Source organism: Nostoc mirabile CHAB5784, assembly GCF_020829645.1.
In the GTDB taxonomy this organism is placed as follows: Bacteria; Cyanobacteriota; Cyanobacteriia; order Cyanobacteriales; family Nostocaceae; genus Nostoc; species Nostoc mirabile.
Map to the genome: position 1 here is coordinate 94,631 of NZ_JAIVFS010000022.1, position 16,262 is coordinate 110,892.

The following is a 16,262-nucleotide window of genomic DNA, read 5'->3' on the forward strand; positions in this document are numbered from 1 at the left end:
CGCAGAGACACAGAGAACGCTGAGATAGAGAGGGGAAAGGAAGAAATATGCAAGTTTCAGAAAATTCTGTTAATAATACGGCTAGTTTAAAGAATTTGAAGGGGTTTGATGTTAATCATCCGCCTGACCCAAAGTTGATTGATAGTTGTGTACATTGTGGATTTTGTCTCTCGACTTGTCCGAGTTATCGGGTGCTGGGTAAGGAGATGGATTCTCCTAGAGGACGCATCTATTTAATGGATGCAATTAATGAGGGTGAGATTGCTCTAAATACGGCAACTGTAGAACATTTTGATTCTTGTTTGGGGTGTCTTGCTTGTGTGAGTACTTGTCCTTCTGGTGTGCAGTATGACAAGTTAATTTCTGCAACTCGTCATCAAGTTGAACGAAATTATCCTCGCAGTTTACCAGACAAGTTATTTCGTCAACTGATATTTTCTTTGTTTCCTTATCCTAACCTTTTACGGGTTTTATTAGTTCCGTTGTTGGTTTATCAAAAGTTGGGATTTGCTAAATTCTTTCGTGCTACGGGTTTACTCAATAGAATATCGCCCCGTTTGGCAGCAATGGAATCAATTCTGCCAGAAATTACTCTCAAATCTTTTCAGGATAATTTGCCTACTGTTATTCGCGCCCAAGGTGAGAAGCGCTACCGAGTTGGGATGATTTTGGGTTGCGTGCAACGGCTGTTTTTCTCCCCAGTGAATGAAGCAACAGTGCGGGTTTTAACAGCGAATGGTTGTGAAGTTGTGATTCCGAAATCTCAAGGTTGTTGTGCAGCGCTTCCCGAACACCAAGGACAAACAGAACAAGCAAAAGCTTTAGCAAGGCAGATGATTGATAGTTTTGCTAAGACTGATGTCGATTTTGTAATTATCAATGCTGCTGGTTGCGGTCATACTTTGAAAGAATACGGTCACATTTTAGAAAGTGACCCAGAATATCGGGAAAAAGCAAAGGATTTTGCAGCTAAAGTTAAAGATGCTCAAGAGTTTTTGGCAACTATTGGGTTAACAGCTAAACTTTCCCCACTGACTGATAAACCCTTGAATTTAGTTTATCAAGATGCTTGTCATTTATTGCATGGACAAAAGATTAGTGTGCAACCGCGTCAGGTATTGCGGCAAATTCCAGGGGTGAAGTTGAGAGAACCAATAGATGCGGCTTTATGTTGTGGCAGTGCTGGGGTTTATAATATGCTGCAACCAGAAGTTTCTGAAGAATTAGGTCGGCAAAAAGTGCAGAATTTGTTGAATACTGGTGCTGAGTTAATTGCTTCTGCTAATCCGGGGTGTACTTTGCAAATTACGAAGCATTTGCAGTTGCAAGGTAAGAAGATTTCAGTTATTCACCCGATGGAGTTGTTAGATTATTCGATTCGCGGTGAAAAGTTGAAATTGTAGACATTTTTTGTCGGGTAGACATCTTATCATTGATTTTAAAGCAAAGAGTCGAAGCTACGTTTTTGCTCCCCTCCTCGCTTGGCTACGGTGTACACACAAGTCTTGCCGCAGTTATATCTTTATTAATAAATCTGGCACTGCGTTTCTATCCCGCCTCGGAATGAATTCCGAGTCTCATAGCTAAAGTCCACTCAAGTGGACTAAATGATTAATTCAGTCCACTTGAGTGGACTTCAGTTATCAGCCCTGAACTTCAGTTCTGGGCGGGATGTCGGTAAGTGTGACAGTTTCACTCTGACAAAAATGTGGGTAGAGAATTTTTCGACTTGTGTGTACACCGTAGCCTCGCTTGCGGGGTTGGGTTCTTCTTAATTCTGGTTAATTGAGCAGACATAAATAATCAGTCAATCTAAAAAAGGTCTTTCCGAAATAGCGGCTTTATCGTCTGTATAATCACTGAAATGAGCAAGAGTGTCAGCCTAATTTCGGGTGATTTGTGATGAAACTAGATTTAGTCAGGTTTTTTCAAGCTTGCAACCCCAGTAAAACTCTGGTTGTCAGCAAACCGGAGGATAGACAATATTATATTGATTTTTCTAAAGTGCGTGGTGCCAAGATTATTGAAGAACTTGGGCGAACTATCACCCGCCTTGCACCAGAGCAACCTACTTGTCAATTATTTACCGGACATATCGGTTGTGGCAAATCCACTGAATTACTGCGGTTAAAGGCAGAGTTAGAGCAGCAGGGATTTCATGTGGTTTATTTCGAGTCTAGCCAAAGCCTAGATATGGCTGATATTGATGTTACAGATATTTTACTGGCGGTAGCTCGTGAGGTGAGTCAAAGTCTAGAAGCAATAAAAATTAATCTTAAACCAGGATACTTTAAAAATCTATTTACGGAAATTTCAGAGTTTTTGCAAACGCCGCTAGACATTGGGGTTGAGGCTGAATTATCTGTAGGTATTGCCAAGATTACCGCCAAAACTAAAGACAGTCCTAAACTTCGCGGACAGTTACGGCAATATCTAGAACCGCGTACCAATGGCATTTTAGAATCAATCAACAAAGAATTGCTCAAGCCTGCTAGAGAAAAACTGAAGCAGCAAGGTAAAAAAGGACTGGTGGTAATTATAGATAATCTCGACCGAGTGGATAATTCTTTAAAGCCTTCCGGTCATTACCAGCCAGAATATCTCTTTGTTGAACGGGGTGAACAGTTAAACCAGCTAAATTGTCATGTTGTTTATACAATTCCGTTAGTGTTGATTTTTTCCAACGCTTTAGGCAGGTTAACAAATCGCTTTGGCGCAGACCCCAAGGTTTTACCAATGGTTCCGGTGCAACTACAAGATGGTTCGCAATTTTCACAAGGAATCACGCTGCTGCAACAGATGGTTATGACCAGGGCTTTTCCTGGTGTTAGTTGGGAACAAAGTCAGAATTTAATTACTGAAGTTTTTGATAGTCCTGATAGTTTAGAAAGGCTGTGCTTAGTTAGCGGCGGTCATTTGCGTAACTTGTTAATGTTATTATTTCGCTGTCTTCAGCAAGAAGACCCACCTTTGTCACAAGAGTGCGTAAATAGAGTGATTAAACAACGCCGCAATGAGCTAACTTTGGCAATTACGCCCGATGAATGGGAATTACTGCGTGAGGTGGCGCAAGAGAAAAGCTTAAGAGGTCATGAAAGATACGAACTTTTGCTCCGCAGTATGTTTGTATTTGAATACCGGAATGAAGATGGTTCTTGGTTTGATATCAATCCGATTTTGGCTGAAGCCAAAGAATTTAGGTTATGAATCAATGTAGAGACGTAGTAATGCTTATGCTTGTCAACTTAGAGCCAGAGCGAATGGAATTCGCGGCTACACAAACAAAGTCCGCCTCCGCGGACTAAAGAAAAATTGAGGGTTTGAAACCCACGGAGGTGGGTTTTGCTTGTGTAGACGAGCCAGTGTGTTGGGCGGCTCTGCCGACTTGAAGCAACTGGCGTGCGGTTTCTAACCCAATACAGTTCAGTTAGCGCCAAAAACCATAAACTGCGTAGGTTGGGTGGAGGAACGAAACCCAACATTTTCGCGGGTTTGTTGGGTTTCACTACGTTCCACCCAACCTACGATTATCTAACCCAATACAGTTCAGTTAGCGCAAAAACCATAAACTGCGTAGGTTGGGTGGAGGAACGAAACCCAACATTTTCGCGGGTTTGTTGGGTTTCACTACGTTCCACCCAACCTACGATTATCCTTAACCCAAGCGTATTGGTTTCTAACCGCCCTTTTAACGTTAAGACATAGCATTGCTGTGCCTCTACCAACGTATTTGTATCATTATTAAAATGGAGCGGTTCCAACTCTAACGGGAGCGGTTCCAACTCTAACGGGAGCGGTTCCAGCTTTAACGGGAGCGGTTCCAACTCTAACGGGAGCGGTTCCAACTCTAACGGGAGCGGTTCCAGCTTTAACGGGAGCGGTTCCAGCTTTAACGGGAGCGGTTCCAACTCTAACGGGAGCGGTTCCAACTCTAACGGGAGCGGTTCCAACTTTAACGAGAGCGGTTCCAACTCTAACGGGAGCGGTTCCAACTCTAACGGGAGCGGTTCCAACTTTAATGGAAGCGGTTCTAGGTGTAGGTTGGGTTGAACGAAGTGAAACCCAACATTATTAACCATTTGTTGGGTTTCTATTTTTCTTAACCCAAGCGGATTGTAGTATAAAATAAATTATTTATGTTATGAGTAATCAGCAAGAGCCAGAGAATTTAGCCCCTGACAATGAGCTATCATTGCAAACTCTGGTGCGAACAATTACCCTTTCTCAGGGAGGATTTTCGCTGATTTTGCTGCGTTGTAACTATGCTGCTTTACGTCAGTGTATGGTAGAACGTCTGCACCAATTATCTGCTGTACAGATTTGCCAAATTACCTTACCTGCATCAGTCAAAACGCTTTACACAAATATACGCGAACAACTCTTAGATGAACAGCCACCTGCATTGATGATTTTTGGTTTGGAGTCGGTTAAAGATATTGATACAGTTCTGACTTCAGCTAACCAAGTACGGGAGGAGTTTAGAAAGAACTTCCTGTTGCCGATATTGTTGTGGGTTAATGATTCAGTTCTGCAAAAATTTATTCGATTAGCAACTGATTTAGAAAATTGGGCAACTATCATTGAGTTTGAAAACCCTACCGATGAGTTAATCAACTTCTTTCAGCAAAAAACTGATGAAATTTTTGCAGGTGATATCACGCCCAATCCCCAAATGTGCCGGGAACTAGAAACCGCTCGTCAAGATTTGCAAAATCGAGGAGAAGTATTAGAACCAGCACTTCAAGCAAGTTTAGAATTTGTGCTTGGCTTCAATGATTATCTACATGACCGGATAGATGCTGCTACAGAACACTATCAACAGAGTTTGAGTTTTTGGCAACAAAGTAATGATTTAGAACGACAAGGTATATTACTTGTTAATATTGCTTTAGCGGATGAGCGCCAAGCTGAAAAAAATCAAGCAGAGAATATCAGATATTGGCAAGAAGCTAAAAATTCTCTTCAGCAAGCTATTGAGATTTTTGAACAAGCACAACGTTCAGATTTAGTTGCAAAACATATTACTAAACTGGGTGAAGTGCTGCGACATTTACAAGCATGGTCAGAGTTGCAAAGCCTTGTGGAAAAATCTCTGTCGCTACATCAAAATTATGGCACACCGTTGCAATTGGCTAAAGATTATGGTTTTTTGGCAGAAGTAGCTTTAGAGCAGTCACGCTGGGATGAAGCTAATCAACTCGCAGGGCAAGCATTGCAAATATTAGCCCATTTACCTAATTTACAACCAGATGAATTTGGATCATATCGGTTTCTTTTAGCTAAATCGCAACAGGGTTTAGGTCAAGTTCAAGCAGCAATTAGTAATTTAGAAACTGCGAAAATTGAAAGTAATCATCAGTACAACCCACAATTATATATATCTATATTAGAAAGGTTAAGCTTACTCTACTTTGAGCAAGGTGAATATCTTAAGGCTTTTTATATTAAACAAGAGCAATTACAAATTGAACAGCAGTATGGTTTCCGCGCTTTTGTTGGTGCATCTTATCTCAACCCGCAGCGACAAGCAATTAATTCTGCACAGTTGCAAGTTGAAAATCCTGAAACCATTGCTCAAGAAATTGCCGCTTCTGGTCGGGGACAAGATGTGAAGCGGTTGCGAGAAAGAATTGGCGGCACTGAGCATAAATTGACTGTAATTCATGGTCAGTCAGGAGTGGGTAAAAGCTCGATTTTGCAGGGTGGATTAATCCCAGCATTGCAACAGCAAGCAATTGGTGAGCGAGATGCTTTACCTGTTTTGTTGCGAGTGTATACAGATTGGGTGGGAATGTTGGGGCGGTCTTTGGCTAAGGCTTTTGAGGAAGTCAGAGGTAATCCATTATCTGTTAATCTTGATTCTTCAGCCGCTATTTTAGGACAATTGCGGAAAAATGCTGACAGAAATTTATTGACGGTTTTAATGTTTGACCAGTTTGAGGAGTTTTTCTTCGTTTATCCAGACCAAAGTCAACGACGAGCATTTTATGAGTTTTTGCGAGTTTGTCTAGATATTCCTTTTATCAAGGTAATTCTGTCTTTGCGGGAAGATTATTTACATTATTTATTAGAGTTAGACCGTCTGTTTAATTTGACTGCAATTAATAATAATATTCTCGATAAAAATATTCGCTATTATTTGGGGAACTTTTCGCCAGCCGATGCTATGGCAGTTGTGCAAAGTTTAACAGAACGCTCTCACTTTTATCTAGAGCCTGCACTGATTGATGAATTAGTGCGGGATTTAGCAGGCGAATTGGGGGAGGTTCGCCCAATTGAGTTACAAATTGTGGGGACGCAATTACAAACTGATAAAATTACAACTTTAGACAAGTATCGTCAGTTTGGTACTAAAGAAAAACTGGTTGAGCGATTTTTAGAAGAAGTAATTACAGATTGTGGTGCGGAGAATGAACAAGTTGCACGACTGGTTTTATATTTACTCACAGATGAAAATGGTACTCGTCCCCTCAAGACTCGTGCTGAGTTAGCCGCAGATTTGCCAGCAGAAGTTGATAAACTAGATTTGGTCTTAGAGATTTTTGTGGCATCAAGGTTAGTATTGCTCTTACCAGAATCCCCTGCTGACCGTTATCAACTGGTGCATGATTATCTTGTGTCGTTCATTCGTGAGCAACAGGGTAATGAAATATTAGCAGAACTAGCTAGAGAGCGAGAACAACGGCTGCAAGTAGAAGAGAAGTTGAAGCTTGAACAAGATGCAAAGCAGATATTAGTTGATGCTCAAAAAGAAGCCAAGCGGCAAATTCGCCAAGGGCGGATGCAGTTAAGAGTGAGTTCTGGTTTAGCGGGATGTCTATTATTATTTGCAGGTATATCATCTTTATATGCATTGAATCAAATTCAATTTGCTAAGGATGCTGATGGTAAAAAGCAAGAGGCAGAAAATAAAGTTAAAACGGCTGAAGATAAATACCAATTAGTAACTCAAAGCTTGCAAGCTACGCAAAAAGAACAGGCAGCAATACAGAATAAAGCGCAGGAATTAGAAACTAAAAAGAAAGATGCAGAGCAAAAGTTTCAAGAAGCGCAGAAGAATCAGCAAGCCGCAGAAAGAGAATCAAAATTAGCAAAACAGAAAACTCAACAGGCAAACCAAAACTTACTGGCTGCTAAAGCAGACTTGGAAGAGGTAAACCAGAAAGCCTCAGAATTACAAGAGAAAAATGCCCAAGCACAGGAAAGCATTAAAACGGCAAGCGAAAAAATAAAAACTGCTGAAGTAAAATTACAACAAGCAGCGACAAAACAACAGCAAGCAGAATCTCAAGCTAAACAAGCCGAAACCACGCTCAACCAAGCGCAAGCACGACTTGCACAAGCACAGAAAGCAACAGAAGCAGCAGAAGCAGCACGTCAAGAAGCACAACAAGGAACGGAATTAGAACGGGCAGGTGTTAATGCCTTAAGACAATTTGAGTATGCCGAGTTAGAATCGCTGGTGGCAACAGTGCAGAGTGGGAAAGAGTTAAAAACTTTGGTAAAAGATGGTCGCCCTTTAGAAAAATATCCAGCTATCAGTCCTATTTTTGCTTTGGATAGTATTCTCGATAAAATTAAAGAACGTAACCAGTTTCAAGGGCATCATAGCAATGTCCATAGTGTGAGTTTCAGCCCGGACGGCAAAACTATCGCCACAGCATCAGATGACAAGACAGCGCGGTTGTGGACGCTCAACGGGCAACTGCTACAAGAATTCAAAGGGCATCAAGGCAGTGTCTTAAGTGTGAGTTTCAGCCCGGACGGCAAAACCATCGCCACGGCATCATTAGACGGGACAGCGCGGTTGTGGACGCTCAACGGGCAACTGCTGCAAGAATTCAAAGGGCGTCAAGGCAGTGTCTTAAGTGTGAGTTTCAGCCCGGACGGCAAAACCATCGCCACGGCATCAGCTGACAACACAGCACGGTTGTGGACGCTCAACGGGCAACTGCTGCAAGAATTCAAAGGGCATCATGGCTATGTCTTAAGTGTGAGTTTCAGCTCGGACGGCAAAACCATCGCCACGGCATCAGAAGACAGGACAGCACGGTTGTGGACGCTCAACGGGCAACTGCGACAAGAATTCAAAGGGCATCAAGCCTCTGTCTGGGGTGTGAGTTTCAGCCCGGATGGCAAAACCATCGCCACGGCATCAAAAGACGGGACAGCGCGGTTGTGGACGCTCAACGGGCAACTGCGACAAGAATTCCAAGGGCATCAGGGCGAAGTCTTAAGTGTGAGTTTCAGCTCGGACGGCAAAACCATCGCCACGGCATCAGCTGACAACACAGCACGGTTGTGGACGCTCAACGGGCAACTGCGACAAGAATTCCAAGGGCATCAAGCCGCTGTCTGGGGTGTGAATTTCAGCCCGGACGGCAAAACCATCGCCACGGCATCACAAGACAGGACAGCGCGGTTGTGGAAGCTCAACGGGCAACTGCGACAAGAATTCCAAGGGCATCAAAGCACAGTCTCAAGTGTGAGTTTCAGCCCGGACGGCAAAACCATCGCCACGGCATCAGCTGACAACACAGCACGGTTGTGGACGCTCAACGGGCAACTGCTGCAAGAATTCCAAGGGCATCAAAGCACAGTCTCAAGTGTGAGTTTCAGCCCGGACGGCAAAACCATCGCCACGGCATCACAAGACAGGACAGCGCGGTTGTGGAGGCTCAACGGGCAACTGCTGCAAGAATTCAAAGGGCATCATAGCAATGTCCATAGTGTGAGTTTCAGCCCGGACGGCAAAACCATCGCCACGGCATCAGCTGACAACACAGTACGGTTGTGGACGCTCAACGGGCAACTGCTGCAAGAATTCAAAGGGCATCAAGATTGGGTGAGGAGTGTGAGTTTCAGCCCGGACGGCAAAACTATCGCCACGGCATCAGAAGACAGGACAGCGCGGTTGTGGACGCTCAACGGGCAACTGCGACAAGAATTTAAAGGGCATCAAGGCGAAGTCAATAGTGTGAGTTTCAGCCCGGACGGCAAAACCATCGCCACAGCATCAGCTGACAACACAGCACGGTTGTGGACGCTCAACGGGCAACTGCTGCAAGAATTCAAAGGGCATCAAGATTGGGTGAGGAGTGTGAGTTTCAGCCCGGACGGCAAAACTATCGCCACGGCATCAGCTGACAACACAGCACGGTTGTGGACGCTCAACGGGCAACTGCTGCAAGAATTCAAAGGGCATCAAGATTGGGTGAGGAGTGTGAGTTTCAGCCCGGACGGCAAAACTATCGCCACGGCTTCTTATGACAACACAGCGCGGTTGTGGCCTGTGGAGAATTTAGACCAATTGCTGGTGCGGGGTTGCAATTGGCTGCATGATTATTTGCAGAATAACCCAAATTTGAATGAGAGCGACAAGCGTCTGTGCGATGACATTAAGTAGATGGTTGGCAAAAGCCCTCATGTAGAGACGCGATTTATCGCATCTGAAAGATTGGCACGTTAGAGAGACGCGATAAATCGCCGTCTCTACAGAGAATGTTCTCGGCAATTATTCCTTGACAGACTAAGTTTGTGTAAGTTGTTCCGCATTTAACTTGCATAATTAGGGCGGGCAAGATGCCCACCCCACAAGAGTTATATGAATTTTGGATATGCAAACTAGATGTGGTTTAGCTTAGTAGCGAATTCTACTTGCCCAATACTTTTAGATGTGTACAATAAAATTACCGTGCAAGATAAAGTAATAAATCATGCATCGCCAGATTAACATCACTTTGCCAGATGAGACAATTGAACTAATTGATCAAGTCATTGAAAAAGGCGATCGCAGTCGATTCATTAACGAAGCTGTGCAATACTATATTGCTCAAAAAGCCTTAGTCAATCTTAGAGAACAGTTAAAAGAGGGAGCCATCCAACGGGCAGAACGCGATTTGGGGTTAGTAGAAGAATGGTTTGACTTGGAAGAAGAATTGTGGCACAAAAACGAAAAGTAAACTACCCCAAATGCGGTGAATTATACTTAGTCAATTTCGATCCAACTATTGGTGCAGAGATAAAAAAAACACGCCCAGCTTTAATCTTGCAAAATGATGTTTCTAACGAACATAGTCCAATCACAGTTGTAGCTGCCATCACTTCAAAGTTTACAGAACCTTTGTATCCTACTGAAGTGCTGATTAGACTACCAGAAGGTGGTTTGAAAGATGATTCGGTTGTACTTCTCAATCAGATTCGCTCAATTGACAAGCAAAGGCTGATTAAACGTTTGGGAATTCTGCGTCCAGAAGCGATCGCACAGGTAGATAGAGCTATTCAAATCAGCCTTGGTCTAGTGAAACTTTGAGGCAAGGTCTTACACAAGCCGAGTCAGCCTCTACGGACTTTCTAGAATTATTTCATGCGATGCCTACGGCGGTAAACTACGCTACCTCTTTAATTTTTGCAAAAGCGGTGCGTTAGTCTTTGGCGTAACGCACCCTACTAGCGTGTCAAGGCTAAAGTTGTGCATTATAAAATGGGCTTTGAACTTTTAAATTCAATGTTTTTAGCGCTAATTTATTGCAACATTTTAGCCTTGACACGCTACTACTAGCGTGTCAAGGCTAAAGTTGTGCATTATAAAATGGGCTTTGAACTTTTAAATTCAATGTTTTTAGCGCTAATTTATTGCAACATTTTAGCCTTGACACGCTACTACTGGCGTGACAAGGCTAAAATGTTGCATTATGGTTTTCTTGTGGGACGGGCTAGAAGCCCGTCCGGGCGGGCAAGATGCCCACCCCACAAGAGTTAAATTGTATGCACTATTTAAGGCTTGTCACGCTACTACTAGCGTGGCAAGCTTAAAATAGTGCATTAAACGTAGACGTAGGTTGGGTGGAGCGGAGCGCAACCCAACATATATCAGGATGTTGGGTTACGCAAAGCCTCCACCCAACCTACATTATTTTTGCAACATTTTAGCCTTGCCACGCCACTACAAAACTAAACAGTAGAGAAATTAGCCATTAAAAACACGACTGCGCCACTTATTCAACCGGGCTTCTCCAATTGTGGCATACCGTTGAGCATCAGCAATTTGCTCTTGCAAAGCTGCAATCTGTTTTGCTTGCGCGTCAGCTTGCTGTTGCAAAGATGTATATTCCTTAGTGCTGCTAACGGAACTGGAAGACTGCAAACTACTACTGAATTTTGTTGTCCCGATGCTGGCAAAGGGTTGTAAGTCTGCTAGTTGTTGTTGCAAAGTTGCAATCTGGCTTTCTTGCTCTTTAATCTTTTGCTGCAAGCCTTCTTGAGCTGCTGTCTGAGCTGCAATAAACGGATTAACTGGAGCAGCAGTTTCTGGCTTTGGCTTGAATACTTCAGCAAGTATTGCACTAACATCTGTGAGTTTCACTCTACCATAAGGAGTGTTGTTAATTAGCGATCGCACCAGCTGAGGTTCATTATTCGTTGCTACGTTCTTGTCACTGCTAGAATTGCTCCGCAGCAGTTGCAGCATATTGGTAAATTCCAATATCTTTTTGCCCGTTTGAGTTTTATAACCCCGGTAATATGGTACTATGTTATCCCCAAAGGCATCTAGATACTCGTCGCTATCAAGATAAGAATCAATATCCGCCTCAAAACCCTTCTCATCTAGAATGTTGCTGTGATATTTCGTCTCGGAGTAGTCATCGGGAGCGCGACCTAGCAGGTGCTTGAAGTTCAGTTCAATCGCCCGGTAGCGGTAAACTTTATCAAAAAATCTGGAGCGATACAACTCTGATTTGGCAACCTGACGCACAAACTCACGGACATCAATTATACCTTGCTTGAGTTGGGATTCTGGAACGATGAGCCGCTCACTTTCCATAATGTAAGCATTACCCAATACTTGCCGATAAACTGCCCGAATTACAATTTCAATCTCTTCAACTGAAGCATTAGTCCACAGTTCAATGGGTTCTGTTTGGGGAAATGCTTGATATTGGCGTCGTCTGGTTTCTTCGTCTAAGAAGATTTGCATACTTGGTTAGTGTGGGTAGGAGTGACTAATGGCTTTGAGGACGTTTGCTAAAAATCTATATTTTTAAAGGTAATGGGAGCTAAATATTTGTTAGTGGTTATGTGGTACAGCTAATACCAATTCTTTGTGAAACTGCACAAAACCAAGTTTGATAAGACTTGGGGCTTGAGCAAATTGTTCTGGAGCAACCTCATAGGTAATCGATATAAGCACTAACAAATTTTAATTCCCTTTACAGTCAGGATTAATTTATCAAGTTTTGGGGAGTTTTTTAGTTACATTTTCTAACAAACTTAGACGGCTAACTGTTAATAAGTAATAGCTAATTATAGTAAACAATTAGCAATTAAACATTAACAATTAGCCGTCAACCCCCTTAGGGAGTATTTAAAATTCAAAACTTAATTTTGAATTGGAGTGTAGACGCCTGTCAGAAATATTTCCGCAGGATAGTAACTCTCAAACACGCTCATCAAATTTAGTGTATGCACTACCAGATTTTATCCAGTATTGTTTCAAAGTATGATGAGGCGTATGCAAACTAGCTTTTGCCTGATATAAAATTACTTGGCGATGATCACCCATCCAAATTTTATTAATCGGTTCAACGGATATTACTGTTCCTCCTAAAGAAGCGACACATTGAGAGAATCTTTCAATGGTGGTATATTCTACTGTCTCGAAAATAAAAAAGTTGCCCGAACAAATCAAGTGGCGACTGCGAATCCAGCAGCGCATCTTTTTTTCAGCTTGTAGAGGTAACATTTTAGATTTAACAGATTCAAGCTGAATCGACATAAAGCGCTCACCGCACATAAATCATCAGCAAAACTTTCTCGTTTTTCAAACTGCAAAGGGCCAAAGGTTGGCCCCAATATTTGCTTGTGGCTTTCAATATCCATACCTTTATCTAGATTTATCCAAATAGATTTCTACTACCACCGCCGACTCATCGACGGATAGAGGCTCAATGTCAGTGTTAGAAAGCACTTGTTCAAGGTGAGCGAATGCTAGATAATGATCGCTATGGTGCGATCGCGATCGTCCAATTGAAAATTCAAAGAATTCAGTAATTTCCATTAGAAAAGTGGTTTGAAAAAGTAGCTTACAATCCAAAAGGTATCTTGGCTAAAAAGTTATTCTCCCAGCCTAGATACTAGCTTTATTAATCATAACCGCATTCATAAGTGCTAAGTGCTGTTACTGGATAGCTATAATTGGGGCAGTGCTGAGTTAAAAGTACTGAGTTATTATTCTCCTCGTTGTTCCCAGCCGCTTTTTCATCTATACTTAGGCAAATCTAAGCAACTTCAGTGATACTGATGATTTTGTCGTCCGTCCTATAAATGTTTTGATGTTGCTCAAACGGTTACGCAGATTAGCTTTTTGCACTGATCCGATGCCGAAGCCATATAGGACTTACGCAGCGATAATTAGTCATTGCGAGCGGAACGCAGTCAAGCGTTGCAATCCTGCTCTTGACGAGATTGCAACTCTAAGAGACGCACTCGCGTTCGCAACGCTTGCAATGACGAAAATACGTTGCCTTTGCGTAAGTCCTACCATAGTTAAGCCTAAAACTCTTTGTCAAAGTCAATTTTTTTAACGTAGACGCTGCATCGGCTTGCCGCAGGCTACCGCCAAGGACGCAAAGGACGCAAAGAGAAGAATCACGAGTTGTTGTGGATAAATCTGCGTTTGCCCCTTGTAGACATCGCACCAAGTTAGCATACAGCAACACTCTTGAGGATAGTCATCGGGCCTTGGGCTTTGAGAATCTCCATTTCTACTGGATTTCGCACTAGTAAAGCACCAGCGAATCCTAATGAATTCACAGAGATAGATTGGAAATGCTCCTGCGATCGCGGTACAATCAACATCCATTCTCGTGTTGCTAGCAGATTGTAAGCACCAGATCCCACAGAATGTAGCAATGTATGATAAACTTCCAAAGTTGCTTGTGCTCCTGCGAATGGCGATCGCACCCAATGGGGATTTAATGGTGCGAAAGCGTGTACAAAAGGAAGTTTTGGTATTGCGTTGGTAAAGCCTACCGTTGGCGTAGCGGATGCACCAGAAGGTATCGATTCTTGAAATTGTGCTGCTGTTAGCAGAGGTTCAATAGGTATCTGCGGCCCCGAAGGTGCAAGTGGTAGCGGCACTAATTGCAAATGTTTATGTCGCTGACTAGCACCTGCGGTTTTACCACTGTTGTAAAATGCTAAACCATCGAAATCAGCTAAACATGCCCACATACCTGTAAAATCTTCCAGGGTGAGTAAGCTTTCCTGTTCCTCGAAGGCACGGGTGATGATTAGCAAGTGATAATCAACAACATTGAATTTATTTAAAATACATACATGAGTCTCGGAGATATCCGCCACAAATAAATCCTCTTCGTAAGGCAAAAAAGGATTAAACTCTTGACCAGAAGTAGCAGATTGTTTTTCCTGTTTCTCCTTGGCTGCATTTTTGCGACTCAGGTTAGACAAAATCCGCACTAAAAACCGCACGCCCTCCTGTTCTACAAATTCAAATTCTGTCGGAATCGACAGTAGCGCCCCGCATTGCAAAGCATGTTCAGTTCGTTCTTTAACACTTGTCCATAAAGTGCCAGGTTTAAGTAAAATTTTCCCCTGTGCCATTTTTATTCCTTCAGGCATAGTATAGAACACGCAGTGCTGTGCGCCTCTACGAATGACTATATTCCAATACGGTTCAGTAAAATACTAAAGCTTTCACAACAACGCAATACCTCCGCAACAAAACTGTCACAAATCATATCTACATTAGTAATACATCTAAATATCCTTCCAGACAGCAATGCAAAACGAATCTCGCGACAGAGAACACCCATCAAATAGCATTTCACATAACACTGCTGAAGCCAAATACCGTAATCGAGCGCCCTGGAAAAAGGCTGCCGCCTCTCTATCGCTGGTGCTTCTGGGATCAGGTATGACATTAGCAGGCGGCTATATGGCTGGACATTCTCGGCAGGTGTCTGAGAGTGCATCTAATTTGGCAGTTAATCGAGTAAATGCTGCTCCTCCATTACCAGCTGCCACAGATCCTAACTTTGTAACACGGGTGGTACAAAAGGTCGGGCCAGCAGTAGTGCGGATTAACTCTTCCCGAACGGTAAGAACTCAGATACCAGATGAATTTAACGATCCGTTTTTTCGCCGCTTTTTTGGTTCCCAACTGCCACAATCAGGAGAAAGGGTAGAACGGGGTACTGGTTCAGGTTTTATCATTAGTGCCGATGGTCGGATTCTCACTAATGCCCATGTGGTAGATGGTGCTGATACAGTGACAGTGACACTCAAGGATGGGCGCACCTTGCAAGGTAAGGTGTTAGGAAAAGATGAATTAACCGATGTTGCTGTTATCAAGGTTCAGGCAGAGAATCTACCTTCAGTAGCTTTGGGTAACTCAGATCAACTGCAACCGGGAGAATGGGCGATCGCGATCGGCAACCCCCTTGGACTAGATAATACAGTAACTACCGGAATCATCAGTGCTACCGGACGCAGCAGCAATCAAATCGGCGCTCCCGATAAGCGAGTAGAGTATATTCAAACTGACGCAGCCATTAATCCTGGTAACTCCGGCGGCCCCCTGCTAAATTCCCGTGGCGAGGTGATTGCCATGAATACAGCAATTATCCAAGGGGCACAAGGATTAGGCTTTGCTATTCCTATCAACACAGCACAACGTATTTCCAATCAACTAATAGCTACAGGCAAAGTAGAACATCCTTATCTGGGAATTCAGATGGTAGGGTTAACGCCTCAGCTAAAACAAAATATCAACTCAGATCCCAATAGCGGTTTGAGTGTGAATGAAGATAAAGGTGTATTAGTTGTGAAAGTTGTGCCAAATTCACCAGCTGCTAAAGCAGGGATACGTGCTGGGGATGTGATCCAAAAGCTTGGCGGACAAGCAGTCACAGATGCTAGCAGTGTTCAAAAGGCAGTAGAAAATAGCCAAGTCGGGGGCGATTTACGCATGGAATTACGTCGCAATGGGCAAAGTCTTAACATAGCTGTGCAACCTGGTGCTTTCCCCACGCAAGTACAGTAATCGCTGTGGTGAGCCATTTTGAGTGATTTTTGAGTAGTATAGCAACCGTCTAGCCCATTAGGACATAGACTATAAGTATTATCATGACCGACTCTCGCCTGATTTACTATGGCTAAACCTTACAGTTACGATTTCCGCTCTTATGGTGATCCAATCCATCGAGTTAGATGGATTGAAGAAAAGCGAAGCCAGTGAACTC

Annotated in this window: 11 protein-coding genes; 6 read left to right on the plus strand and 5 right to left on the minus strand. The window is 43.1% G+C overall.

From position 1 onward, the window contains the following. Positions 1-47: 47 nt before the first annotated feature. Together LC653_RS16450 and LC653_RS16455 are read left to right on the plus strand one after the other, a co-directional pair. A complete protein-coding gene (locus LC653_RS16450) occupies positions 48-1,403 on the plus strand; it encodes a (Fe-S)-binding protein (protein WP_229495484.1) in 1,356 nt (451 codons plus the stop codon). Positions 1,404-1,902: 499 nt separating this feature from the next. Further along, a complete protein-coding gene (locus LC653_RS16455) occupies positions 1,903-3,207 on the plus strand; it encodes a P-loop NTPase fold protein (RefSeq protein WP_229495485.1) in 1,305 nt (434 codons plus the stop codon). A 320-nt stretch (positions 3,208-3,527) separates the two neighbouring features. Here LC653_RS16455 and LC653_RS16460 read toward each other — a convergent pair whose 3' ends face one another. After that, on the minus strand, positions 3,528-4,079 hold the full coding sequence (locus LC653_RS16460; protein WP_229495486.1) for a hypothetical protein: 552 nt from the start codon (positions 4,077-4,079) through the stop codon (positions 3,528-3,530). A gap of 62 nt (positions 4,080-4,141) precedes the next feature. Between LC653_RS16460 and LC653_RS16465 the strand changes: the two genes are divergently transcribed. From LC653_RS16465 to LC653_RS16475, 3 genes are all read left to right on the plus strand, one after another. Beyond that, entirely contained in the window at positions 4,142-9,406 is a 5,265-nt protein-coding gene (locus LC653_RS16465; protein ID WP_229495487.1) for a WD40 domain-containing protein, read from the plus strand. 310 nt (positions 9,407-9,716) lie between these two features. Continuing rightward, positions 9,717-9,962 carry a ribbon-helix-helix domain-containing protein gene (locus LC653_RS16470; protein WP_229495488.1) on the plus strand — a complete coding sequence of 82 codons (246 nt, stop codon included), beginning with the start codon at positions 9,717-9,719 and terminating at the stop codon, positions 9,960-9,962. Continuing rightward, entirely contained in the window at positions 9,941-10,312 is a 372-nt protein-coding gene (locus LC653_RS16475; RefSeq protein WP_229495489.1) for a type II toxin-antitoxin system PemK/MazF family toxin, read from the plus strand. The genes LC653_RS16470 and LC653_RS16475 overlap by 22 nt, the downstream gene beginning before the upstream one ends. Before the next feature lie 657 nt (positions 10,313-10,969). On the opposite strand, the gene LC653_RS16480 is transcribed toward LC653_RS16475, so the two are convergent. The 4 genes from LC653_RS16480 to LC653_RS16495 all read right to left on the minus strand — a co-directional run bounded on the left by LC653_RS16480 (position 10,970) and on the right by LC653_RS16495 (position 14,622). Further along, entirely contained in the window at positions 10,970-11,977 is a 1,008-nt protein-coding gene (locus tag LC653_RS16480) for a phycobilisome rod-core linker polypeptide (protein ID WP_229495490.1), read from the minus strand. 459 nt (positions 11,978-12,436) lie between these two features. Further along, on the minus strand, positions 12,437-12,775 hold the full coding sequence (locus LC653_RS16485; RefSeq protein ID WP_229457109.1) for a CpeR family transcriptional regulator: 339 nt from the start codon (positions 12,773-12,775) through the stop codon (positions 12,437-12,439). A 108-nt stretch (positions 12,776-12,883) separates the two neighbouring features. Further along, on the minus strand, positions 12,884-13,057 hold the full coding sequence (locus LC653_RS16490) for a phycobiliprotein lyase (RefSeq protein WP_229495491.1): 174 nt from the start codon (positions 13,055-13,057) through the stop codon (positions 12,884-12,886). Positions 13,058-13,701: 644 nt separating this feature from the next. Then, positions 13,702-14,622, minus strand: coding sequence for an ATP adenylyltransferase family protein (locus LC653_RS16495; RefSeq protein ID WP_229495492.1), 921 nt, complete (start codon positions 14,620-14,622; stop codon positions 13,702-13,704). 178 nt (positions 14,623-14,800) lie between these two features. Here LC653_RS16495 and LC653_RS16500 point away from each other — a divergent pair, with 178 nt between their 5' ends. After that, positions 14,801-16,063: an HhoA/HhoB/HtrA family serine endopeptidase gene (locus LC653_RS16500; protein ID WP_229495493.1), complete on the plus strand. Its 1,263-nt coding sequence runs from the start codon at positions 14,801-14,803 to the stop codon at positions 16,061-16,063. Positions 16,064-16,262: the final 199 nt, after the last annotated feature.